General features: G+C 69.0%; 18 protein-coding genes and 1 pseudogene. 10 read left to right on the top strand and 9 right to left on the bottom strand.

Features of this window, described 5'->3' with window-relative positions:
- Window position 1: 1 nt before the first annotated feature.
- From ACTWQI_RS03335 to ACTWQI_RS03345, 3 genes are read right to left on the bottom strand one after another with little or no spacing between them, the layout of a single operon-like run.
- Window positions 2-856 (bottom strand): ABC transporter ATP-binding protein, encoded by an 855-nt coding sequence (locus ACTWQI_RS03335; RefSeq protein ID WP_443267250.1) that lies wholly within the window; start codon window positions 854-856, stop codon window positions 2-4.
- On the bottom strand, window positions 853-1,914 hold the full coding sequence (locus ACTWQI_RS03340) for a FecCD family ABC transporter permease (RefSeq protein ID WP_443267251.1): 1,062 nt from the start codon (window positions 1,912-1,914) through the stop codon (window positions 853-855). Before ACTWQI_RS03340 ends, ACTWQI_RS03335 begins: the two co-directional genes overlap by 4 nt.
- A 41-nt stretch (window positions 1,915-1,955) precedes the next feature.
- Entirely contained in the window at window positions 1,956-3,026 is a 1,071-nt protein-coding gene (locus ACTWQI_RS03345; RefSeq protein WP_443267252.1) for a FecCD family ABC transporter permease, read from the bottom strand.
- Between the two features lie 294 nt (window positions 3,027-3,320).
- On the opposite strand from ACTWQI_RS03345, the gene ACTWQI_RS03350 reads away from it, so the two are divergent.
- Both ACTWQI_RS03350 and ACTWQI_RS03355 read left to right on the top strand, forming a co-directional pair.
- Window positions 3,321-5,018 carry an ABC transporter ATP-binding protein gene (locus ACTWQI_RS03350; RefSeq protein ID WP_443267254.1) on the top strand — a complete coding sequence of 566 codons (1,698 nt, stop codon included), beginning with the start codon at window positions 3,321-3,323 and terminating at the stop codon, window positions 5,016-5,018.
- A 101-nt stretch (window positions 5,019-5,119) separates the two neighbouring features.
- Window positions 5,120-6,925, top strand: coding sequence for an ABC transporter ATP-binding protein (locus ACTWQI_RS03355; RefSeq protein ID WP_443267256.1), 1,806 nt, complete (start codon window positions 5,120-5,122; stop codon window positions 6,923-6,925).
- Window positions 6,926-6,946: 21 nt separating this feature from the next.
- On the opposite strand, the gene ACTWQI_RS03360 is transcribed toward ACTWQI_RS03355, so the two are convergent.
- The 3 genes from ACTWQI_RS03360 to ACTWQI_RS03370 are packed head-to-tail and all read right to left on the bottom strand — an operon-like array spanning window position 6,947 to window position 8,562.
- Window positions 6,947-7,795 carry a helix-turn-helix domain-containing protein gene (locus tag ACTWQI_RS03360; protein ID WP_443267258.1) on the bottom strand — a complete coding sequence of 283 codons (849 nt, stop codon included), beginning with the start codon at window positions 7,793-7,795 and terminating at the stop codon, window positions 6,947-6,949.
- Window positions 7,796-7,820: 25 nt separating this feature from the next.
- The gene (locus ACTWQI_RS03365) at window positions 7,821-8,336 is read right to left on the bottom strand and encodes a DUF6879 family protein (RefSeq protein WP_443267259.1); all 516 of its coding nucleotides are present in this window, start codon (window positions 8,334-8,336) and stop codon (window positions 7,821-7,823) included.
- Entirely contained in the window at window positions 8,308-8,562 is a 255-nt protein-coding gene (locus ACTWQI_RS03370; RefSeq protein ID WP_443267261.1) for a hypothetical protein, read from the bottom strand. Before ACTWQI_RS03370 ends, ACTWQI_RS03365 begins: the two co-directional genes overlap by 29 nt.
- A 355-nt stretch (window positions 8,563-8,917) precedes the next feature.
- On the opposite strand from ACTWQI_RS03370, the gene ACTWQI_RS03375 reads away from it, so the two are divergent.
- Window positions 8,918-9,133 carry a DUF7848 domain-containing protein gene (locus ACTWQI_RS03375; RefSeq protein ID WP_443267263.1) on the top strand — a complete coding sequence of 72 codons (216 nt, stop codon included), beginning with the start codon at window positions 8,918-8,920 and terminating at the stop codon, window positions 9,131-9,133.
- Window positions 9,134-9,236: 103 nt separating this feature from the next.
- Here the strand turns inward: ACTWQI_RS03375 and ACTWQI_RS03380 are convergent, their stop codons facing one another.
- The 3 genes and pseudogenes from ACTWQI_RS03380 to ACTWQI_RS03390 form a co-directional block, all read right to left on the bottom strand.
- Entirely contained in the window at window positions 9,237-9,635 is a 399-nt protein-coding gene (locus ACTWQI_RS03380) for a hypothetical protein (RefSeq protein ID WP_443267264.1), read from the bottom strand.
- A 195-nt stretch (window positions 9,636-9,830) separates the two neighbouring features.
- The gene (locus ACTWQI_RS03385) at window positions 9,831-11,621 is read right to left on the bottom strand and encodes an ABC transporter ATP-binding protein (RefSeq protein WP_443267266.1); all 1,791 of its coding nucleotides are present in this window, start codon (window positions 11,619-11,621) and stop codon (window positions 9,831-9,833) included.
- Between the two features lie 128 nt (window positions 11,622-11,749).
- Window positions 11,750-11,988: pseudogene (locus tag ACTWQI_RS03390) on the bottom strand (SAM-dependent methyltransferase); the annotation flags it as partial.
- Window positions 11,989-12,239: 251 nt separating this feature from the next.
- On the opposite strand from ACTWQI_RS03390, the gene ACTWQI_RS03395 reads away from it, so the two are divergent.
- From ACTWQI_RS03395 to ACTWQI_RS03425, 7 genes are all read left to right on the top strand, one after another.
- Window positions 12,240-13,079 (top strand): aldo/keto reductase, encoded by an 840-nt coding sequence (locus ACTWQI_RS03395; RefSeq protein WP_443267268.1) that lies wholly within the window; start codon window positions 12,240-12,242, stop codon window positions 13,077-13,079.
- Window positions 13,080-13,252: 173 nt separating this feature from the next.
- Window positions 13,253-14,551 carry a hypothetical protein gene (locus ACTWQI_RS03400; RefSeq protein WP_443267270.1) on the top strand — a complete coding sequence of 433 codons (1,299 nt, stop codon included), beginning with the start codon at window positions 13,253-13,255 and terminating at the stop codon, window positions 14,549-14,551.
- A gap of 680 nt (window positions 14,552-15,231) precedes the next feature.
- On the top strand, window positions 15,232-16,425 hold the full coding sequence (locus ACTWQI_RS03405) for a S1 family peptidase (protein ID WP_443267272.1): 1,194 nt from the start codon (window positions 15,232-15,234) through the stop codon (window positions 16,423-16,425).
- Window positions 16,426-16,695: 270 nt separating this feature from the next.
- Window positions 16,696-17,841 (top strand): XRE family transcriptional regulator, encoded by a 1,146-nt coding sequence (locus tag ACTWQI_RS03410; RefSeq protein WP_443267274.1) that lies wholly within the window; start codon window positions 16,696-16,698, stop codon window positions 17,839-17,841.
- Between the two features lie 590 nt (window positions 17,842-18,431).
- The gene (locus ACTWQI_RS03415) at window positions 18,432-19,214 is read left to right on the top strand and encodes a hypothetical protein (RefSeq protein WP_443267276.1); all 783 of its coding nucleotides are present in this window, start codon (window positions 18,432-18,434) and stop codon (window positions 19,212-19,214) included.
- 659 nt (window positions 19,215-19,873) lie between these two features.
- Window positions 19,874-20,707, top strand: a complete 834-nt coding sequence (locus tag ACTWQI_RS03420) for a hypothetical protein (RefSeq protein ID WP_443267278.1) — start codon at window positions 19,874-19,876, stop codon at window positions 20,705-20,707.
- A gap of 20 nt (window positions 20,708-20,727) precedes the next feature.
- A complete protein-coding gene (locus ACTWQI_RS03425) occupies window positions 20,728-21,432 on the top strand; it encodes a hypothetical protein (protein ID WP_443267280.1) in 705 nt (234 codons plus the stop codon).
- Window positions 21,433-21,651 lie beyond the last annotated feature (219 nt).

Here is a 21,651-nt window from a genome sequence, read left to right on the forward strand (position 1 = left end):
ACTAAGGCGTCTCCGCTACGGCCACGGATCCGGCGCCGGCCCCGGCGTGGCGCTTACGGGCGGTGGGCACGACCAGCGGGGTGCCGGTCTCCGGATCGTCGATGATCCGGCACGGAAGGCCGAACACGTCCTCGACCAGCTCACCGGTCATGACCGTCGCCGGATCGCCTTCTGCGGCGATCTCGCCGCCGGCCCTCATCACCACGAGATGCGTGGCGTAGCGGCAGGCCTGGTTGAGATCATGCAGCACCGCGACGATGGTATGCCCCTTCTGCTCATGAAGGTCGGCACACAGATCCAGCACCTCGACCTGGTGCGCGATGTCCAGGTATGTGGTCGGCTCGTCCAGCAGCAGGATGGACGTCTGCTGCGCCAGCACCATGGACAGCCATACGCGCTGCCGTTGGCCACCGGAGAGGTCGTCGACGGGCCGGTCGGCGAGCTCGAGCACCCCGGTCAGCCGCATCGCCTCCGTCACGGCGGCCTCGTCCTCGGCGGACCACTGCCGCAGCAACCGCTGGTGCGGATACCGGCCGCGGGCCACCAGGTCCCCCACCGTGATCCCGCTGGGCGCGGTCGACGACTGCGGGAGCAATCCCAGTCTGCGGGCGACCTCGCGGGACCGGTAGGACGAGATGGCGGCCCCGTCCAGATAGACCTCTCCCACCCTCGGCCTGAGCATCCGGGCCAACGCCTTGAGCAGGGTCGACTTCCCGCACGCGTTCGGGCCGACGATCACCGTGAACGACCGGTCGGGGATGACGACCCCGAGGGAGGTGGCCACGATCCGCTGGTCGTAGGACAGCGTCAGGTCCTCGGCCTGCAGTCGGGCCGTCGGGAGGTTCGTTCCTGTCATGCGCGGCTCTTTCGCGACTCTGTGACCAGCAGCCAGATGAGATACAGCCCGCCGATGGTGCCGGTCGCCGTACCCACCGGGAGGAGGACGGGGGAGAACACGCGCTGCACCGCGAGGTCGCTCCCGGCCAGCAGGACGGCGCCCATGAGCGCGGCCGGCACCAGTGCGGGGCCGGACGACCGGGTCAGCCTCCGGGCGAGTTGAGGCGCCGCCAGTGCGATGAACCAGATGGGGCCGGTCACGGCGGTGGCGAAGGAGACCAGTGCGACGCTGATGACGAGCAGGGCGGTACGGCTGCGGGCTACGTCGACGCCGAGTGCCATCGCCGTGTCGTCGCCCATCTCCACCATGGAGAGTCTGCGGGCGAGGAGGAAGGCGAGCGGAAGCAGGATCGCGACGGCGATGCCGACCGCGGCTGCGTGGTCCCAGCCCCGGTTGCCCAGGCTGCCGATCAGCCAGGCCTGGGCTTCCAGCGCCTCCTGCCAGCTCGCCCGGGTGATCAGGTACGAGTTGAGGGCGAGCAGCAGGGCGCTCACCCCGATACCGATGACGATGAGCCGGAACCCCTGCAGGCCGCGGCCGAGGACGAGGAGGTAGACGGCGGCGGCTGTGGCGAGCCCGCCGATCAGTGCCCCGAGCGCGATCTGGGTCATGCTTCCGTGCAGCATGACGATGACGACCAATGCTCCGGTCGCCGACCCGTTGGTGAAGCCGATGATGTCGGGGCTGCCGAGCGCGTTGCGGGTCAGGCTCTGCAGGATCGCCCCGCTGACCGCCAGGGCCGCTCCGACGCACAGCGCGGTCGTAAGGCGCGGCATGCGCAGCGTGTTGACGATGAAGTCCGCGGCTCCCGATGCGTCGCCGAACAGTGCCTGGAGCACTTCGGCGACGGACAGCTCGAAGTCCCCGGTCGTCAGGGTGATTCCCATGACCACCGTGAGCACGGCCAGCAGTGTCGTCGTCACGGCCACGGCACGGCCCTGGAGCCGCAGGGACAGACGTCCTCGCCGGGTACGGATGACCAGACCGCTGACCACACGGGGGTCCGCGGCGTCCATGGTCGCGGAGGCTCCGGCCTCCTTTACAGCCTTTACAGCATTCACAGCATGACCAGCTTTCGGCGGCGGCACAGCGCGATGAACAGCGGTGCACCGAGAAACGCGGTGACGATGCCGACTTGGACCTCCCCCGGGGCACCGAGCACCCGGCCGAGGACGTCTGCACCGATCAGCAGGATTGGCGCGAGCAGCGTGGAGTACGCCAGCACCCACCGCTGGTCGGGGCCCACCACGAACCGGGCCACGTGCGGCACCACGAGGCCCACGAATCCGATCGGTCCGGCCGCGGCGGTGGCGGCACCGCACAGCAGCATCACCGCGACGGCGCCCAGCACCCGGGTGCGGTCGACGTTCACCCCCAGGGCGCGTCCCAGCTGGTCGCCCATGGCCAGCGCGTTGAGCGACGGGGCGAGTCCGAGGGCGATCAGCAGGCCCACGACGACGAACGGCAGGATGACGTAGGCGATGTCGAGGTTCCTTCCGGCGAGCGCGCCCACCGTCCAGAACCGGAACTGGTCGAACGCCCGCGGATTGAGCAGCAGCACCGCATAGTTGAAGGCGTACAGCACCGCCGTCACGGCTGCCCCCGCCACGACCAGCCGGTCGGGGGTCGCCAGCGTCCGTCCGGACGCGCCAAGCAGGTAGACCACCACCGACGCAGCCGCCGCGCCGAGGAAGGCGAACCACACGTAGCCGAGGGCCGTCCCCACCCCCAGGAACCCGATAGCCACGACCACACCTGTCGAGGCGCCCAGGCTCACCCCGAGCAGGCCGGGGTCGGCGAGCGGATTGCGGGTCAACGCCTGCATCAGGGCGCCGGACAGGCCAAGTGCCATGCCCACCAAGAGACCGAGCAGCGTCCGGGGTATCCGGTACGCGTGGATGATGACCGCGGCATCCGACCCGTCGTTGTGCCACAGCACGCTCCAGGTCGAGGTGAACGGGATATCCCTGGTGCCCACCCACACACTGAGCAAGGCGATCACGACCAATGCGGCGATCGCAGCGACCAGTCCCAGACTGCGCAGTGCTGCCGCTGCCGCTCGGCGCGCCGACGGCGTCCCTGAGCCGCCTACACCGTTCTCGGGTGTCACCTGCGACTCGACCGACAACAAGGACCTTCCCCCCTGGCGACACGTCGCGGCCCCGCGCGAACAACAGGTTAACTTAGGCAAGCCTAACCGAGTACCGCATACAGGGTCAACGCTCGGCGCTCCGCCGCGCACCACAGCTGACTCGCTCAGCGCATGGCAAGCGCTGCATCACAAATCGCCACCGCAGACCGCGCGTTGAGCCCGTACCTTCCTGGACACCGCAGCCATGTCCTGAGCCGCCGTCCGAGAGCTCACGGTCGGTCTATTAGAGTAGCCTTACCTAACTTACGACGGTCTCTGCGGAGGTACCGAATGCTCGCTGGAGGACCGACGGGGGGCGTTGTCCTCCGGAGGGCGATCGGGGGCCAACGTCGTCATATTGCCGGGGCATCGCTCCTCGGCATGGCGCATCAGGGATGCGAGGCGATGGTACCCGTCGTCATCGGCCTGATCATCGACGAGGCGGTGGCGACCGGTTCCTCCGGTGCCCTGCTGCGCTGGCTGCTGGTACTCGCCGTGCTCTTCTTCGTCCTGTCCACGTGCTACCGGACCGCCGCCAGGATCACCGACGGAGCGGGCGAACGAGCCGCGCACCGTATCCGGCTCGATCTCGGCACCAGGGTGCTCGACCCGCGGGGCGGAGCCGACGCCGGCCGGCTTCCCGGCGCGCTCACCGCCATCGCCACCGGCGATGCCGCCCGGGTGGGCGCGGTCGCGGCCGCCCTGCCGTACGGGATGTCGGCGATCGCCGGACTGGCCATCAGCGCGGTGGCGCTGCTCCGGACCTCGGTACCGCTCGGTCTGCTCGTCCTGCTCGGCGTACCGCCCCTGCTGTGGCTCGGCCACCGGATCAGCCGACCGCTCGAACGACGCAGCGAGGTCGAACAGGAGCGCGCCGCCCACGCCTCCGGCGTCGCCGCCGACCTCGTCGCGGGCCTACGCGTCCTGAAGGGGATCGGCGCAGAACCGGCTGCGGTGTCACGGTACCGGCGGACCAGCCAGGACTCGCTGGCGGCGGCGCTGCGTGCCGCCCGCAGCCGGGCCTGGCACGATGGCGCGATTCTCGCCCTGACCGGGATCTTCATCGCCGTCATCGGCCTGGTCGGCGCGCATCTCGCGATGCGTGGCGCGATCAGCATCGGCGACCTGGTGGCAGCTGTCGGCCTCGCCCAGTTCCTGCTGGGGCCGTTCCAGCTCCTCACCTACGTCAGCGGCGAGTTCGCCCAGGGCCGTGCCTCGGCCGACCGGATCGCCGAGGTGCTGGCGTCGCCCCCCGCCGTGACGGCCGGATCGGCCACGCTGCCCAATCCGGTCACCGGCAGGCTCCGGCTGCGTGGCGTCACACACGGCGCGCTGCGCGGGGTCGACCTCGACATCGGCCCGGAATGTCTGGTCGGCGTCGTCGCCAAGGACCCGGCCGTGGCGACCGACCTGCTGCTCTGTCTGGGCCGCGAACTCGACCCCGACGAAGGCGAGATCGAACTCGACGGCGTGTCGCTGTCCGAGCAGGACCCCGACGGCGTCCGCCGCGCGATCCTGGTCGCCCACCACGACGCGGACCTGTTCGAGAGCAGCCTTCTGGACAACGTACGGTCCGGAACGGACAGCGACACAGCGGACGTCGAACCGGCGCTGACGGCCTCGGCGGCGGACGATGTCGCACGCTCCCTGCCCCAGGGCGGGAACACCATGCTCACCGAACGCGGACGGTCGCTCTCCGGCGGACAGCGTCAGCGCGTCGCGCTGGCCCGGGCGCTCGCCGCCGATCCCCCGGTGCTGGTCGTACACGATCCGACCACCGCCGTCGACACCGTCACCGAGTCGCGGATCGCCGCCCGCCTGCGGGAACTGCGCCGTGACCGCACCACGATCCTGGTCACCACCAGCCCCGCTCTGCTCGCCGTGACCGACCGTGTGGTGGTGCTCGACGACGGCGGCGTGGCCGTGGAAGGCCGCCATCCGGACCTCGTCGCCACCGACGAGGCGTACCGCTCGGTGGTGCTGGCATGACGGCTTTGAACGACAAGGCCGTGAACGACTGTGGCGCGCATGGCAAAGGTGCTCACGGCGCAGGCGCGAACGACGAAGGCGCGAACGACGAAGGACGGACGATGAGCGAAAGCAGCACGCCCGATCGCGAGCTCCTGCCCACCGCCACCGGCGCCCAGACCCTCGCCGTCGTCGGCGCGTTGCTGCGCCGTCACCGACTGCTGGCGGTCTCCGCAGTGACCGTCCTGGTCATCGGAACGGGAATCGGCCTGCTGACCGCCCCGCTGCTCGGACGCATCGTGGACCTGGTCGTCGAGCAGCGCGGTCCCGGCTCGCTGACGGTGCCGATGATCCTCCTCCTCGCGGTGGCGGTGGCCCGGGGGGTCGCGACCGCGATCGGCAAGTCCCTCGTCGCCCGGCTCGGCGAGACCGTCCTGGCGAGCCTGCGCGAGCGGTTCATCGCGCGGGCGCTGCGGCTGCCCCTCGAACGCGTCGAACAGGCCGGCTCGGGCGACCTGACCTCCCGGGTGACCGGCGATGTGACCCTCATAGCGAAGGCGGTACGCCAGGCACTGCCCGAGTTCAGCGGCGCCCTCCTCACCATCGCGCTGACGCTGGTCGGGCTCGCCGTGCTGGACTGGCGCTTCCTGCTCGCCGTGCTGCTGGCCGTACCGATCCACGTCCTTACCGTGCGGTGGTACATCCCCCGCGCCACCCGGGTGTACGCAGCGCACCGAGTGGCGGCCGGTGCCCTGCAGCACCAGCTCCTCGACAGCGTCGGCGGTGTCCGGACCGTGCGGGCGTTCCGGCTGAACGGCAGGCACGCGGAGCTGCTGGAGCAGCGGTCGCAGGCAGCCGTCGAACTCGCGCTGCGCGGCATTCGACTCATCTCGGGATTCTTCTCGCGGCTCAACCTCGCCGAGTTCGTCGGCCTGGCGGCGGTCCTGATCACCGGATTCGTGCTGGTCGACAACGGTTCCGTGAGCATTGGCACGGCGACCGCGGCAGCGCTCTACTTCCACAGCCTGTTCAACCCCATCAACGCCGCGCTCTTTCTGATCGACGATGCACAGTCCGCCGGCGCGAGCCTCGCCCGCCTCGTCGGCGTGTCGAACCTGCCCATCGAGCAGGAGCCCGACGGACAGGCCGTACCGATGGACGGCTCGGTCAAGGTCTCCGCGCTCAGCCACGCGTACGTCGCCGGGCACCCGGTGCTGCACGAGGTCGATCTGGAGGTACACAGCGGGGAGCGGGTTGCCCTGGTCGGTGCGAGCGGGGCGGGGAAGACCACCCTGGCGAAGCTGATCGCCGGCGTCCATCAGCCGTCCAGCGGCTCGATCGTCCTCGGCGGTGTCGACACCCGAGAACTCGGCCCCGCCGGTATCCGGCGGGCGGTGACGCTGATCAGCCAGGAGGTCCACGTCTTCGCCGGGCCGTTGGCCGACGACCTGCGGCTGGCCCGGCCGGAGGCCACCGACGAGGAACTGCGTACCGCACTGGCCCGGGTGGGGGCCCTGGACTGGGTGGAGTCGCTGCCCGACGGGCTCGCCACCGTGGTCGGCGAGGGCGGGCACCGGCTCACAGTGACCCAGGCCCAGCATCTGGCCCTGGCCCGCCTCGTCCTTGCCGACCCGCCGATCGCGATCCTGGACGAGGCCACCGCCGACGCCGGCAGCGCGGGCGCCCGCGTCCTGGAGACGGCCGCCCTCCAGGCGCTGGAAGGGCGTACGGGCCTGACGGTGGCCCACCGGCTGCCCCAGGCCGCCACCGCGGACCGCGTCGTCGTCCTCGACCAGGGCCGGGCCGTCGAGACCGGTACGCACGAGGAGTTGGTGGCCGCGGGCGGGCGCTACGCCGCGCTCTGGGCCGCGTGGTCCGACAGCAGGCGGCTCCGGGACGAGGAGCCGCAGGTGGCTGTGGAGGCCTGACGGCCTGCATCGCCATAATGATCACTCTAGGGCTTCGATCGCCGAGGTGATCAGTGCCCGCGCCGCCGCTCCGTAGACGGCCAGCTCTGACAGCTCCGCGAACGCCTTCTCGTACTCGGCGATCTCGCCCGGTGCGGTGACGGTCACAGCCGCTGACAGCAGCTCCGCGTGCACGCGCCGGTCATCGAAGATCGTGAACGTCTCAAGGGCCCACATGCGGCGCTGGGCGGTGAACGGAATGACGCCGAGACTGACCGAGGGGAGGGCCATGGTCGCCAGCAGGTGGCCGAGCTGCGCAGCCATCACTTCGGCGTCACCGATCCGGTACCGGAGCACCGTCTCCTCGACCAGGAGAGCGAAGCGGTGCTTGCCGCTGTGGACGATGCGGGAGCGGTCCATCCGGGCGGCCACAGCCTCGGCGACGTCGTCCGGGGTGCCGCGGAAGGCCGCGATGGACGACAGCAGTGCGTGTGCGTAGCCAGGTGTCTGCATGAACCCGGGCACCACGTTGGAGCAGTAGACCCGGAAGACCTCGGTTTCCTCGTACAGCGGCGTACTGGACTGCTGGAGTCTGCGCAGCCCGGTGCGCTGGAGCCGCTTCCACTGGACATACATGGAGTCGGCCTGGCGATTCGCTGCGATCAGGTCGGCTGCGTTGCTCTCGCTCCCGCAGGCGGTGCACCATGCTCGGATGTCGTTATCCGACGGTGGCGTGCGAGCGTTCTCGATCCTCGACGACTTTGACTCGCTCCACCCGCACCGGGCCGCCAGTTCACGCCCCGTGATCCCGGCGTCCAGACGGATCTCTCGCAGGCGTACTGCGACCGCTTCGCGTGCCGCCTGGGCGCTGGACGAGGGAGACGTGGGCATGAGCCGGCGATCCAGTGATTGGCTGTCAGACTCGGTATTCCTCGTGGGGGATGGCCCGTTCCCACACGGCTTCGAAGGCGGAGACGCAGAGCTTCACCACGGCCGGGTCATCGACGAGCTCGTCCTCCACCACAGCGCCATCGCCTGCGAAGTGGTGAACGCGCAGGAGCCGGTCGTCGAAGCACCAGAAGTCGTTGCCGGGCAGCGCGAGATCTGTCGCCCGTCGCCGGGGCAGCCACCGCACCTGTTCGCCCGACGCGACGTTGGCGTGAGTCACGTAGTGCTCCCAGCGGATGTACTCGCTCACCGGCTCGGAGACGATGCGGGCCCGTCGGATTTCTACGCTGCGGGACACAGCGTCAGTGATCAGCGAGTTGAATGAGTGCCACCACGACGGACGGTCGTCCCAGTCGATGCGGTGCCCTCGCTTCCACGCGTCGAAGCGCTCGTTACTGGCGTACGAGTCGCGCATCTCCAGGTGGACCGCCGAGCGTTCGCACGCGGCCAGCAGGTCACCGAAGCTCGGAGCGCTCGACGGCATCACATGCCTCCCTGATCAGTGGCACCATGCGCACGGGGAGCCGGACGACTGCTTCGTGCGATGGGATCGGTCCGTTCGCCGGGCTGGTCGACTGGCAGGCCGCCTGCAACTGCGCATCTGCTTTCCACCCTTGGAACACAAGCTCCCCGGCGCCCTCGTCGACCCACACCGTGGGGCAGTGGTCACGGTCGGTGTCAGGGTCGATGCCCACAAAACGTAGTCCCACATCTGCCTCCCATGGCTGGGGACTTGCTCATGTTTGCATGACTATCACCGCAGAGTCGGGACACACGGTCAAGGGTGCCCAGAGAGAAACTGGTGTGCAAGTCGCTGCAAGTTCGTTGATACGGACGGGCGTTGGTTCCTAGCGTCCTTGTTATGAGCGATCCCTCGACGACCATGGCTCCCCCTGTGCACGTCGGCCTACCCCCCGAGGCTCCGAAGCCGGTCGACGGATGCGACGTGTGCGCCGCCCTTGACAGGCAGCGGGCCGAGGCGGGGGCGGCCCGGAATTGGTCTCTCGCCTCAGATTGCAGCGTGGAAATTGCGCGGCATCCTCGAGGGCACGCGGGGTGGCCGTCGTGAGCGTCTATGCGTTCGTTGAGCACACGATCAAGGAGCACCCCGACACGGACGTGACCTACGAAGCCGAGTGCTTGTGGTGCGACTGGGCTGCGACGCCTGCCGATGACTCGGAGCCGGTGGACATGGCGTGCATGCAGCACACCGGCCGGACCGGCCACGCGGGATTCCGTCGCCTGCGCACGTCATTCGCGATGGTCATCCGCAGGAAATGAGACCCCTGCCTCACTGTGCGCGCGGCGGCGCATGGCGGGGCAGGCCCCACACCACCCCGGGCCGCCGTCCTCGTGGTGGGCGTCCGGGGCCTTGTGCTGCTGGTCACCACTCGACGTGCCGGGAGATCACTTCGAGGGTGCTCGACAGCTCCTTGTCGGCGTCCCGCTCGAACGTGCACTCCGCGAGGACCCGGTCGAACAGTGCGGCCGTGTGCAGGTCGTCCGTCCGACCATTGACCACCATGTCGGTGATGGCGCGGTAGACAGCGTCCTCGCTGCCCAGGGCCTCACGAAGCCTTGGGCCGACGTCGGTCTTCAGATCCATGTCCATGCCGAACTGCGTGAGGATCTGAGCGAGGGAGCACAGCCCGTCGCAGAGGTCGCCTTCGCTGCTCGATTCGAGGATCACCTTGGCCCCCTCGTCGTCGTCGGCCAGTAGGGCGCGGGTGAACGCCGTCGCGGCGGCGAGGCGGTCGTACTCGGTGGGGGTGAGCGCGGCCATGTGGATCACTTCTTGGTGCGGGTACTTCCAGTGTTGCTCTGGCCGTCCTGTTGCCGCTGGCGCGCTGCACGGCCCAGGCTCCGAGGGCGAACGCTCCGGCCAGCACCATGACGGTCGCCAGGATGGTGACTGAGGGGCATGACGCTGTCTGCCCGCTCTCTGTCGCCGCTTTCCCGGCGCGGTAGCACTGGGCGGTCAGCCGGCGGCGGCGAGGAGCTGCGTCGCTGCCAGCTCGCCGTAGAGCGGGTCGGAGGCCACCAGCTCCGGGTGCGTCCCCACGGCGCGCACCCTCCCGGCCTCCATCACCACGATCCGGTCCGCGAGCGTCACGGTCGACAGCCGGTGGGCGACCACCAGCACCGTGGTGTCCCGCGCGGCTTCCGTCACGGCATCGCGCAGCGCCAGCTCGTTGGCCGCGTCCAGCTGCGAGGTCGCTTCGTCCAGCAGGAGCAGCCGGGGGCGCCGCAGCAGCGCGCGGGCGATGGCCACCCGCTGTCGCTCGCCACCGGACAGCTTGCTTCCGCGGTGGCCGACCGGCGTCTCCAGGCCGTGGGGCAGCCGGTCGACGAGCGCGGCCAGCCGGGTCCGTACGAGGACGTCGTGGATCTCCTCGTCCGTGGCGTCCGGGGCGGCGAAGACCAGGTTCTGGCGGAGCGTCCCCGCGAGCACGGGCGCGTCCTGCTCGACGTATCCGATCGCGGCGCGGAGCCGGTCGAGCGGCCAGTCTCGGATGTCCTCGCCGTCGACGAGGATCCGGCCGCCCGTCGCGTCGTAGAACCGCTCGATCAGGCCGAAGACCGTGCTCTTGCCCGCGCCGGAGGGGCCGACGAAGGCCGTCATGCCACCAGCGGGTATGGAGAAGCTGACGCCGTGGTGGACCGGAGGCAGGTCGTCCCGGTAGCGGAACGTGACCTCCTCGAAGGCGACAGATGCGGGTGGGCCGTCCGGTCGCCCCGGCACCCCGTGATCCGGCTCGACGTCGAGCCGCTCGGCCTCGGATATCCGCGCGATGGCCGCCGAACCCACCTGGTACTGGGACGCCGCCCCGACCAGGTCGGAGACCGGTTCGATGAGATAGAAGAGGAAGAGCAGAAACGCGATGAGGGTGGAGACCGGGATCGCCCCGGAGGCCACCCGGGCGCCGCCGACGCCCAGCACCGCCAGGAAGGACACCTGCACCGAGAGCCCGGTGGAAGTCCAGGCGATCGACTCCCATTTCGCCGACCGCACCCCGTGCCGCCAGGCCTCCCGCGCCGCGGCCTCGACCTCGGCGATCTCCCGCCGCTCGGCACCCGACGCCTTGACGGTGCGGAACGCGCCCAGGCTTCGCTCCAGGGCGGTGGCGACCGCGCCGACCGCCTCCTGGGCCTGCTTCGTGGCCTTCGAGATCCGGGGCATCACCCAGCTCACGGAGGCGCCGATCAGCACGAACACGCCGATGGTCACGCCCAGCAGCACCGGGTCCATCAGCCCCATCATCACGATCGTCGCGACGAGGGTGAGCCCGCCGGTCAGGGCCGACACCACGGCCTGGGTGCTGACCTGATCGAGCAGGGTGGTGTCCGAGGTGACCCTCGAGATCAGATCGCCCGGCTGAGTGCGCTCGAGCTCGGGGACGCGCAGCCGCAGCAGCCGTCCGATCAGCCTGCGGCGGGCCGCGAGCACCACGGACTCCGATGTCCGCTCCAGGATGTACTGGCCGACCGACTCGATGGCCGTGCCGAACAGGACGAGCGCGGTGAGCACCAGCAGAACGGAGGCGATCGGCTCATCGCTGCCGAGCCGGTCGACCAGCGCCTTGGCGGCGAGGGGTTGGGCGAGCGCGGTCGCCGCCCCGATCAGCGCGAAGAGCGCGCCCAGGGCGACCGCCGCGCGATGCGGCCGGAAAGAGGCGTACAAAGCACGCCAGGTCTCGCGGGCGGAGGGCTGCTGCGCCGCGCTCGATAACGCGGCGGCTGTGGGCGGGGCGGCCTCGGCGGCAGGCACGTCGGTCTCTCCAGGGGGCTTGCGGGCACGCTGCCGGCGGATGGCAGGACGCGATGCACGGCAGGTTGCCCGATCAAGGCTGGCCGGCGCGACTGAAATTCTTCCGGGCGGGTTCCCGGCCGGGCGGCTCAGTCGTGTACGCCGTACAGATGCAGCAGGGCGACGACGGCGGTAGGGGTCGGTGCGGCCCCGCTCGCTCCTCGGAGGCGAGCATCTTCTCCAACTCCCGGGCGATCGGCGGCTGTTCGCCTTCGCCAGCCAGGTCGGTGAAGGCCGGTACGCCGTACCAGGTATGCAGTGGGGCGCCGATCCCGGCGAGGGTGGCGGTCAGCGCGCCGAGCCGGTCGACCCGCGCCTGAAGCCCGATGCAGGGTTAGCCGTTGGCCGAACGCCCCCCGGCTCTGCCACGCCATCGGCACCCACCTGAGGAGGAACACTGTGGTCCCGAGCACCCGCACGAACGTGGTGATCCGCACCTATGGCCCCGGCCAGATCCCAGAACGTGCAACAGCCGCACCGGGCCGATGCGTCCGGCGCCGCCGGCTCATGGTGGGTCGGGTGATGTCAGACCTGGGTGCCAGCACCGCGCCCGCTTGAGCGAGGGGGCGAAGACAGCAGATGACATCGAACACGTTCCGTATCAGCGAGGATCTGGGCGTACGGCGGCTCGGGTTCGGAGCCATGCACCTGCCGACCGAGCCTGCCGCCGACCGCGAGGCCTCCCGCGCGGTCGCCCGACGGGCTGTCGAGCTGGGCGTCACGCTGATCGACACCGCCTACTTGTACGGCGGAGGAGCCAATGAAGAACTCCTCGCCGAAGCCCTGCACCCCTACCCGGACGGGCTGCTCATCACCACCAAGGTCGGCGTCGCGCGATCGGTCTCCTCAGGAGAGTGGAGGCTGGACGGCCGCCCGACCGTCCTGCGCGCTCAGGTCGAACAAGCTCTCCGCAGGCTTCGCGTCGAACGGATCGAGCTGCTCCAGTTGCACCGCATCGACCCGGACACCCCTCTCGCCGATCAGCTCGGCGCGCTGCGGGAACTCCAGACCGCGGGCAAGGTCGGCCGGATCGGGCTGTCCGAGGTCACCGTCACCGAACTCGAGCGGGCACGGGAGATCATCGACGTCGCGAGTGTGCAGAACCGCTACAACCTGCTCGACCGCGAGCACGAGCCCGTGCTCGCGGCCTGCGAGGCAGCGGGGATCGCGTTCCTGCCGTGGCGGCCCGTCGCGGCAGGGGCGTCAAGCGCGAGGGCCGAGATCGCCGCCGTGGCCGCCGAGCTCGCCGCCACGCCCACGCAGGTCTCGCTCGCGTGGCTCCTCGAACACTCGCCGGTCATCCTCCCGATCCCGGGCACCGCCCGGATCGACCACCTGGAGGAGAACCTCGCCGCGGCGCACCTCCGCCTGACCCCCGCCCACCGCGACCGCCTCAACCGGCTGCCTGAGCCGGCATAGACCCATCGGCCCCGCCACTGCGGGCGGCACTCGACCGACCCTCTTGTGACCTCCCTCTGGAGTGCTCCCAGGGCGCAACAGTGAACCGTTAGGGAACGGTTAGTGATGCGTCAACGCATGTCGGCAGGGTCTGAGGCGTACCAAAGACCAGCTACGCAAACGGGGAGACGCGCATGCCTTCCACTGCCAGCACCCACCCAGGCCCGCAATCAACGCCAGCAGCTCTCGCCCTGTCGCCCGGCCACTCCATCAATCGTCGAGGCTTTCTGGGCTTGGGGCTGGGTGCGGCGGCTGTGCTCGGGGCCGCGGGCTGCGGAATGGGTTCGGGATCGGCGGCCGGTACGGGCGGCTGGGGCGCGGGAAGCGGTGGTGGGGGCAGGCAGAGTCGCCCCCGGCTGATCGGTGACGGTTCCACCGCCGATACCGGTGAGCAGCCCGGCCAGCCGAAGCCCGAGCGGCTCGAACCCGGCCAGAGGCCGCCGCAGTTCGTGATCTTCTCCTGGGACGGTGCGGGCGATGTCGGCAATGGACTCTTTCCGCGCTTCCGCAAGCTCGCGAAGGACCACGGCGCGGCCATGACCTTCTTCCTCTCCGGGCTTTATCTGCTGCCCGAGTCGAAGAAGAGCCTCTACCGGCCGCCGAACAATCCCGTCGGGGCCTCCGACATCGGATACCTCACCGACGAGCACATCCGGATGACCCTGGAGAACGTTCGTCTCGCCTGGCTCGAGGGCCACGAGATCGGCACCCACTTCAACGGTCACTTCTGCGCCGGGTCGGGCTCGGTCGCCCACTGGACGCCGGCCGACTGGCAGTCGGAGATCGATCAGGCAGTGTCCTTCGTCACGAAGTGGCGGACGAACACCGGCTTCACGGACCTGGACCCGCTGCCGTTCAACTACGAGAAGGAGCTGATCGGCGGCCGTACGCCCTGTCTGCTGGGCCAGGACAACCTGCTGCAGACGGCCAAGCGGCTGGGCTGGCGCTATGACGCGAGCGCGCCGGGCGGACACCAGATCTGGCCCACCAAGAAACAGGGCATATGGGACTTTCCGCTCCAGCAGATACCCTTCCCGGGCCGGGACTTCGAAGTCCTGTCCATGGACTACAACATGCTCGCCAACCAGTCGCAGAACGCGATGCAGAGCGATCCGTCCAAGTACCCGGCCTGGGAGCAGCAGGCGCGCGAGGCCCTGATCGCGGGCTTCCAGCGCGCATACGAGACCAACCGCGCCCCACTGTTCATCGGCAACCACTTCGAGCAGTGGAACGGCGGCATCTATATGAACGCCGTCGAAGAGGCCTTCAAGCACATGGCGGACGAGAAGCGGAAAGAGGTGCGTCTGGTCTCCTTCCGGCAGTACGTGGACTGGCTCGACGTCCAGGATCCAAAGGTGCTGCGGAAGCTGCGCGGCCTCGGGGTGGGACAGGCGCCGACGGGCGGCTGGAAGGCATACCTCTCGGCCATCTGAGCACCGGCGACCAAAATCCCGGAACCCCGCGGCCACCACAGGGGCTACCCCCACCGACGCCATCCCATGCCGCCGCGCACTTCCCTCCCCGGTGCACGGTTGGCTACTGCCCGATCGGCTACCCCATCAGACCGGGCAGAGCGAGCCTGCCCACCACTACAGCCGGCGCACCCGGCGTCACGAACTTCCGCCACATTGACGGGCAGTCAGCCAGCAGACTCCAACAACCCGAACCTGACCAGCAAAAGTAGCGAACTACCGCTGGAGTAAGGGGTTCGCCGACGCCTCCTATGACCTCTGCAGATCGGTGTACTACTGCTGTCCTACGGGGACCACGAGATATGCCCAGAAGGCCACGAGGCGTGCGTGGCGGAACCGCGTCCGATCGTGTGCGAGCAGCCCCCACCTGTCGATATGACGCGTGATGCGCGTGGCCCACGCTCAGTTGATGAGCCCGTCACAGTAGTTCAACATTAACAGTATTCTCGCAACTCTGTTGAAAAAGCCTCTGTGATGAACCCTTGCGTCGAAAGCAGCGGCTACGTCAAGGTTTGGTGCGCGGCGACCGGCCCCCACCTGCGCCGCCAGGCAAGCACCTCCTCGGGAAACGCGTTGCGCTTCGGCCGCGTTTCTCCATTTTCCCTGCCTTGGTGTTTGTGCTGCAATCGGAAGGAAACGCTGTGAGAGTTTCCCGGAAGTATTTCATTGCCGCTGCTGTCGGCGCCCTGCTTTCGGTTTCTGTCGTAACCATTGCGCAGGCTGAGGACTCGGCTCCCTCCGCCCCGCGCTACCAGCCGGAGATGGTCAAGGCTCTGGCCGAGTCCCTCGACGTCAGCGAGAAGGCCGCCGTTGACCGTCTGGACCGGCAAGCCGCGCAGCAGCGCCGGTTCGCCGAGCTGCGCAGGAAAGGGATCAAGGCAGACGGCGCGTTCTTCAACAAGAAAGGTGTGCTCACGGTCAACGCGCCCAACGCCAAGGCTGCTGCGGAGATCGAGGACGCGGGTCTGAACGCCCGGGTGCCGGCGCAGGGCCAGTCCGCCCTCGACCGTATCAAGGCCGCACTCGACGCCAAGGCTGCCAAGCGGGTGCCCACCGGTGTCTCCGCCTGGTCGGTCGACCTCGCCTCCGACATAGTCACGGTGGAGGTGAACAGCGACAAGAGCGCAGCGGCCCGTTCCTTCCTCAGGGCGGCGAAGGCTCACGGCGACGCCGTCCGCGTCGTACGTGGCCGGCAGGCCCTGGCCCCGCAGGCCGTGATATACCCGGGCAGCCGGATGACGTTCAACGGCTATATCTGCTCGGTCGGTTACGGCGCCCGCGACGCGTCGGGCAAGCAGTACTTGGTGACCGCAGGCCACTGCATCGAGGACCTACCGGACCTGTATTACGACGGCTCGCACTTCGCCAAGGGCACGCACACCCGCTTCGCGCTCGGCACGTCCAGTGTGGACATGGGCATAGCCGCTATGGACTCCGACGACTCCATAGCCACCGCGGTCGGCACCTGGGGCCAGGCGGGCAACATCGCGGTCAGCGGCAGCACGCGTGCGGCACCGGGTGCCGCGCTGTGCAAGTCGGGCCAGACCACAGGCTGGACCTGCGGCCAGGTCAGTTCGTACAACGTCACCGTCACCTACATCGACCAGAACGGTGGTCCCAACACGGTCGTCTCCGGCCTCGGCAGCTCCACCGTGTGTACCGAGGGCGGCGACAGCGGCGGCGCGTACATCTCGGGCAACCAGGCCCAGGGCATGACCTCGGGCGGGCCGGTCAGACAGCGGTGCAGGCAAGGGGTCAACTCCCGGGGGACCTCGTACTTCCAGCCGCTCGACGACGCCCTGTCGCACTACGGGCTCGCCCTCAACACCAACTGAGGCACGCACGCACACCAGGGGACATGGGGCCGCTCGCCGGATAGGCTGAGCGGCCCCGCTTGGCTGGCATATGGCCGGAATTGGTTGCCGAGCGCCGACTCACGACGTACGACGCGGACTCCCGGGCGGCACCCGCGGTCCGGGGCAGCCGGGTCCGGCGGGTGCCGGAGCGGGCACCGTGACACCGTGCGACCCCCACCCGGAGACGTCATGACAAAGGCGCCCCACGAAAGCGAACAAAGCGACAGACCCGCTCACCGCCCATCGCACTTGGCCACTGCCGCACCGGAGGGCGACTCCCAGCCCCACCCCGCCACCGCGACCGACACCAACACCCCCGTCTCGACCACCGCGACCACTCTCAGCCGCCGCACCGCCACCAGCGGACACCCCGCAATCGCAGCCACCAGCGGCGGTGCACGCACGGCCAGCGCGCGCAGCCAGAGCGCCGCCCGCACCGCCGCCACCGCGAGCGGTTCCGCTGATCAGAACACCACCTCCTTCCCTCCTTCCCAAACCTCGGCGGAACCGACGTTCGCGGCAGTTTTCCGGGAAGCGCTGCAGCGGCGTGGCCTCTCCCTGGAACGGGTGCGGGACCGGCTCGAGGCCCGGGGCATCACCATCAGTCTGGCGACGCTGAGCTACTGGCAATGCGGACGCAGCCAACCGGAACGGGCTCTGTCGCTGCGCGCCGTGGACGCCCTGGAGACCATCCTCGTCCTCCCTGAGGGGACTCTCCGCTCCCTGGTCGGACCGCACCGTCCCCGCGGTCGGGCAGTGTCAGGTCCCCAGGACCTGACCGCATCACAACGCGTCTTCGGCGAGAACTCGGTCGTGGAAAGGGCACTCGGTGAGGAGTTCGCGCACTTCAACGAGGATGTCAGCTCGCTCGCCATCCATGAGACCGTGCGCTTGGACGAGCACCGGTGCATACGCGAGATGGCGGTGAACCAGGTACTGCGGGCCACCCGTGACGGTGCCAGCCGGATGACCGTCGTGCACAGCATCGACGACAACGCGACCGAGTCGATCGACGTGTCCGTCCGCTGCGGGAAGCTCGGTACCGTGCGCTTCCTGCCAGAGTTGCGCAGCATCGTGGCGGACATCCTGTTCGGCCGGAAACTGGCGAAGAACGAGACCATGGTGGTCGATTACGCCATCACGCTTGGCCCGAGCCGGGAGATCTCCACGCACCACGAGCGCCGCACCCGGGTCAGTCTGCGCGAGTTCCTGCTGCACGTCTACTTCCACCCGGCGGCCCTCCCGGTGAGCTGTCACCCCTATTACCTCGAACGGATCGGCGCGGAAAGACGCTACCGCCACCGGATCCCACTGGACGTCTCTCACACAGCGCACATGCTGCCCACGAAATGCCCGGCTGGCATACACGGTATGTCCTGGGAGTGGCCTGGCTGACGCGCGCGGCTGCCGCCCGCGCCACCTCTCCGCGGCAAGGCAACCCTTTGGATCCTGACCGCAATTGGGCCTCTGGCCAGTGCTTCCGCCAGCCAGAGGCCCTGTGCGGCAGACCCTCGACGCCCGTCGGCGCTTCCGACGGATATCACGGAACATCGCCACGGCGAGAGCAGCCGTGGCGGCGTCGGCACATGCGCGCCCTGCCCCACCACTCCCACGAGGCGGGGGTGGACCAGCCCGCCGCACCACCAAGGAGTGCGTCACCTGACCAGAGGACGCAGGCAGGGGCAGGCGCCGCGTGGGGCTGCCGCGGGCCTCGGCCAGTGGTCCAGCTCGCCGCAGTGTCTGGAGGGAAGTCCGCACGTCAGCACGGTGGCCCAGTTCGGAACCCCACACCCCCCGAGTGCTCAATGTCTCGGCGGATGCGGTGCCTCCGAAGGAACTGACTGCCAACCAGGCTCAGATGGCCGCTGCGTCGACGACCGTGTCCCGCTCCGAGCCGGTTCCGTACTCTGTTTCGTGGCCGACCCGGGCAACAGGGCAAGCTGCTGTTCGATGTGCCTGGGGGCAGCGCCAGCTGCAGCGCCTCGGTGATCGTCTCGAACACCAAGAACGCGGTCTGGACTGCGGCCCACTGCCTCCACGCCGGTAAGGGCGGCGGCTTCTACAAGAACTTCGTCTTCATCCCTGCCTACAAGAACGGTCTGACGCCCTGGGGCTGGTGGTTCCAGGACCGGGTCATCGTCCCGTCGAAGTGGGCCATTTACTCCGACTACTACTCCTCCGACCTGGGCGCGCTCATCGTGAAGAAGGACCTGCTCTACGGCAACCTCCAGGATGCGATCGGCGCCTACGGCTACAACTTCAGCGATGGCCCCGCCTACAGCGACGTGCACTCTTACGGCTATCCGGCAGACGGCTACAACCGCCCAGACTCCGACTTCGGCGATGGCGAGTACTTGATGTACTGCCGCGGCAACACCGTCGACGGCGGGCCCTGGGACCTACTGGACGAGCGGCTGAGGATGAACTGCGACATGGGCCACGGCGCCAGCGGCGGCCCCATGGTCACCGGCATCGCCACCGGCAACGTTCGGATCGTGGGGGTCAACAGCCACCGCTACACCACCAGCAGCGGAGCATGGGCGGACAACCACCTGTACTCCTCTGAGCACGCCAGCGAAGCCAGGTCCTCTCCTCCATCAATAACTGACCCAAGCGGCACGAAAGACCACAGGGCGCCCCCAGCAACTGGGGGCGCTCTTCCCGCCCATGCTGCTATTGCGCCCGTTACTCTCGCTCCACCCCCGGCATCATGGGATCCGCCTGCCGCAGACGCTCGACAATCTCCTCCTGCGTCCAGTCCTCCATAGGGTGCTCCCCGGTGAAGAGCCCTATCTGCACATCCCCGCGATCTTCGACACGGGCGGCGCCATCATCGTCACCGCTTCCTACAGCGAAGGCCGTGGTCGCCAACCCTGCGGCCGCCAGCGTTCCCGCAGCGATAGCCACCAGCCGCAACCGCCGAGAATCTCGCCCACGCCCCTTTGTCCCAAAGCCCGCCACCAGGGACATCCCTTCTCGCCCGCCGAAATCCCGCGCATCTTGATCCCCCCGCACCTGCGATGACCCCCTCAGCTACCAGCGAAGCCCGCAGGCTCACTGCCCAGCCAGCGGCACGCCCCAGCAGGCATGGACGGCCAGCCGGCACCTGGGATGTTCACCTGCAGCGGTGCGGATGCTGCACACGCCCGTTGTCCCCGCCACCGCCCGGCACGTGACCACGCCGTCCATCAACGGTCGGCGCGCCGGCTGTCCCGGTACCGCCGTCTGGGGCGAGCCGCATGGCTGAGTGTTCTCGAACCTCAACGCAGCAGGTCAGCGGCCGCTTGAGATGCATGAGGTTAAGAGCGCTTCGCCCGAAGGTTCAACACACTGGCTCAGGCGCCGTATGCGTTCCACCCGCATCACTCGCTCGGAGTAGGGACACTGTGGTCGCAGATGGAGAAGCTCGACAGGGAGGGAGCTGCGGGTGGCAGCGCAGGATGACGGGGAGCCGCCGGCGGAGCTGGAGTTGACGTCAGCGGAGCGGGGGCTGTGGCAGGCGTACCGCAACGGCACCGAGCATGATCTGCGGACGGGAGATCCGGCGGAGGATGACCCGGGCGGTGACCGCACCTGGGGCCCCGAACGAGCCGTGCGCGCCCAGGTGATCGCGCTTCTGCTGCTGAACGGCCCACCCGCGCAGCCAGGCAGGGCAGCGGCGCTGAAGATGATCGGCTGCCGGATCACCGGCGAACTCGACCTATCGAACTCGGAGATCACCGTCCCATTCGACCTACAAGACTATCGCCTGGAGCAGCCGTTTCGGCTCGTCGACTGCCGGGCGGGCACCCTGATCATCGACCGGTGCCCTGTGCCGCGTGTGGACGCGACGCGGCTGGTCACGGAGGGCGACCTGAGTTTGAAGAACTGCGATGTGCCGCAAGGCCTGGCGCTGCCGCAGGCCCGTATCGGCATGGATCTCACGCTGGAGCATCTGCGGCTGGGCCCTAACCAACGCGGCAAAGCGCTGGATGCCGACGGGATGAACGTCACCCAGGATCTGAACGCCGACTGGCTCGAGGTCACGGGTGAGCTGAGCCTGAGAAGCGCACGCGTCGGCGGCAGCATGAGTCTGCGCGCATGCAGGCTGGGCAATCCGCAAGGTACGGCGCTCAACGCGCCTCGACTCGTCGTCGAGGAGAACCTCGTGTTCGCCCCAGATGTCGAGTCCCCCAGCTATCCGGATGGCCGCAGCCGACTCATCGCCCCTCGGTCCAAGGCAACCTCCGTCTGGACGGGTCCACCTTCGGCGGCGCGCTAGTCCTCGAGAAGCTCCGGCTGATGTTCGAAATGGACCAGGAACTGTCGCTGCGTAATGTGCAGGCTCCGGAGTTGCGCTTCACCCCCGAGCCACCGGGACGCGGCCGCGTCGATCTCAGCAACGCCGTTGTGGGCCGGTTGGTCGACAGCGCCCAGAGCTGGCCAAGCATAGGCGGGCTCGAGTTGCGCGGCTTCACCTATGAAACCCTCATCCCAGTGGACCACTTCCCCCTGACCCGCCGCCTGGAATGGCTGTACGCCGCCACCCCCGAATACTCCCCCGAGCCGTACGACCGCCTCGCCGCTTCCCTGCGCGCAGCGGGTGAGTACTCCGACGCGAACACCGTTCTCCTTGCCAAGCTCCGTCGAGGACGCCGGGACCTGCCACTGACGCTAAAGGTCTGGGAGCACATCCAAGACATCGCCCTGGGCTACGGATATCTGCCCGCCCGCGCCCTCCTGTGGCTGAGCGCCCTGTGCGTCTCTGGTTCGGTATGGTTCGCCAACCATCCCCCGCCTCCCCTCAAGCCCGACGAGGCGCCGCACTGGGAGCCCCTCATCTACACCCTGGATCTCCTCCTGCCCGTCCTCGACCTCGGCCAGGAAGCCGCCTGGCGCACTTCCGGTGCCTCCCAGTGGATAGCCCTCGCCCTGGTCATCCTGGGCTGGCTGCTCGCCACGATTGTGACCGCCGGAGCGGCGGTGTTGATCTTGCGACGGAACTGACAGCCCCATAGAACGGCCCGCCTGCGGCTGGGCGGTTGGCCTGCGTGGGCGAAGGAGCCGCGTCACCGTCGGCCCAGCTCGGTCGGACTGCGCCGCGGGCGCGATCCCACCTGGGGACGGCAGGGGACTGCGCCGTGGCGACGATCGAGGACCGCGGGGTCCCGAACACCCGCCGACTACTGGTTCGGACCGGATCTCGTCGACCAGGTCCCCGAAGGC

It is taken from the genome of Streptomyces sp. KR80, assembly GCF_052245555.1.
GTDB lineage: Bacteria > Actinomycetota > Actinomycetes > Streptomycetales > Streptomycetaceae > Streptomyces.

Excerpts from the sequence above, each read along its gene's own strand:
- ACTWQI_RS03335 (WP_443267250.1), bottom strand. The coding sequence starts at position 856 with ATGACAGGAACGAACCTCCCGACGGCCCGACTGCAGGCCGAGGACCTG.
- ACTWQI_RS03340 (WP_443267251.1), bottom strand. The coding sequence starts at position 1,914 with ATGGACGCCGCGGACCCCCGTGTGGTCAGCGGTCTGGTCATCCGTACC.
- ACTWQI_RS03350 (WP_443267254.1), top strand. The coding sequence starts at position 3,321 with ATGCTCGCTGGAGGACCGACGGGGGGCGTTGTCCTCCGGAGGGCGATC.
- ACTWQI_RS03355 (WP_443267256.1), top strand. The coding sequence starts at position 5,120 with ATGAGCGAAAGCAGCACGCCCGATCGCGAGCTCCTGCCCACCGCCACC.
- ACTWQI_RS03360 (WP_443267258.1), bottom strand. The coding sequence starts at position 7,795 with ATGCCCACGTCTCCCTCGTCCAGCGCCCAGGCGGCACGCGAAGCGGTC.
- ACTWQI_RS03365 (WP_443267259.1), bottom strand. The coding sequence starts at position 8,336 with ATGCCGTCGAGCGCTCCGAGCTTCGGTGACCTGCTGGCCGCGTGCGAA.
- ACTWQI_RS03380 (WP_443267264.1), bottom strand. The coding sequence starts at position 9,635 with ATGGCCGCGCTCACCCCCACCGAGTACGACCGCCTCGCCGCCGCGACG.
- ACTWQI_RS03395 (WP_443267268.1), top strand. The coding sequence starts at position 12,240 with ATGACATCGAACACGTTCCGTATCAGCGAGGATCTGGGCGTACGGCGG.
- ACTWQI_RS03400 (WP_443267270.1), top strand. The coding sequence starts at position 13,253 with ATGCCTTCCACTGCCAGCACCCACCCAGGCCCGCAATCAACGCCAGCA.
- ACTWQI_RS03425 (WP_443267280.1), top strand. The coding sequence starts at position 20,728 with ATGTTCGAAATGGACCAGGAACTGTCGCTGCGTAATGTGCAGGCTCCG.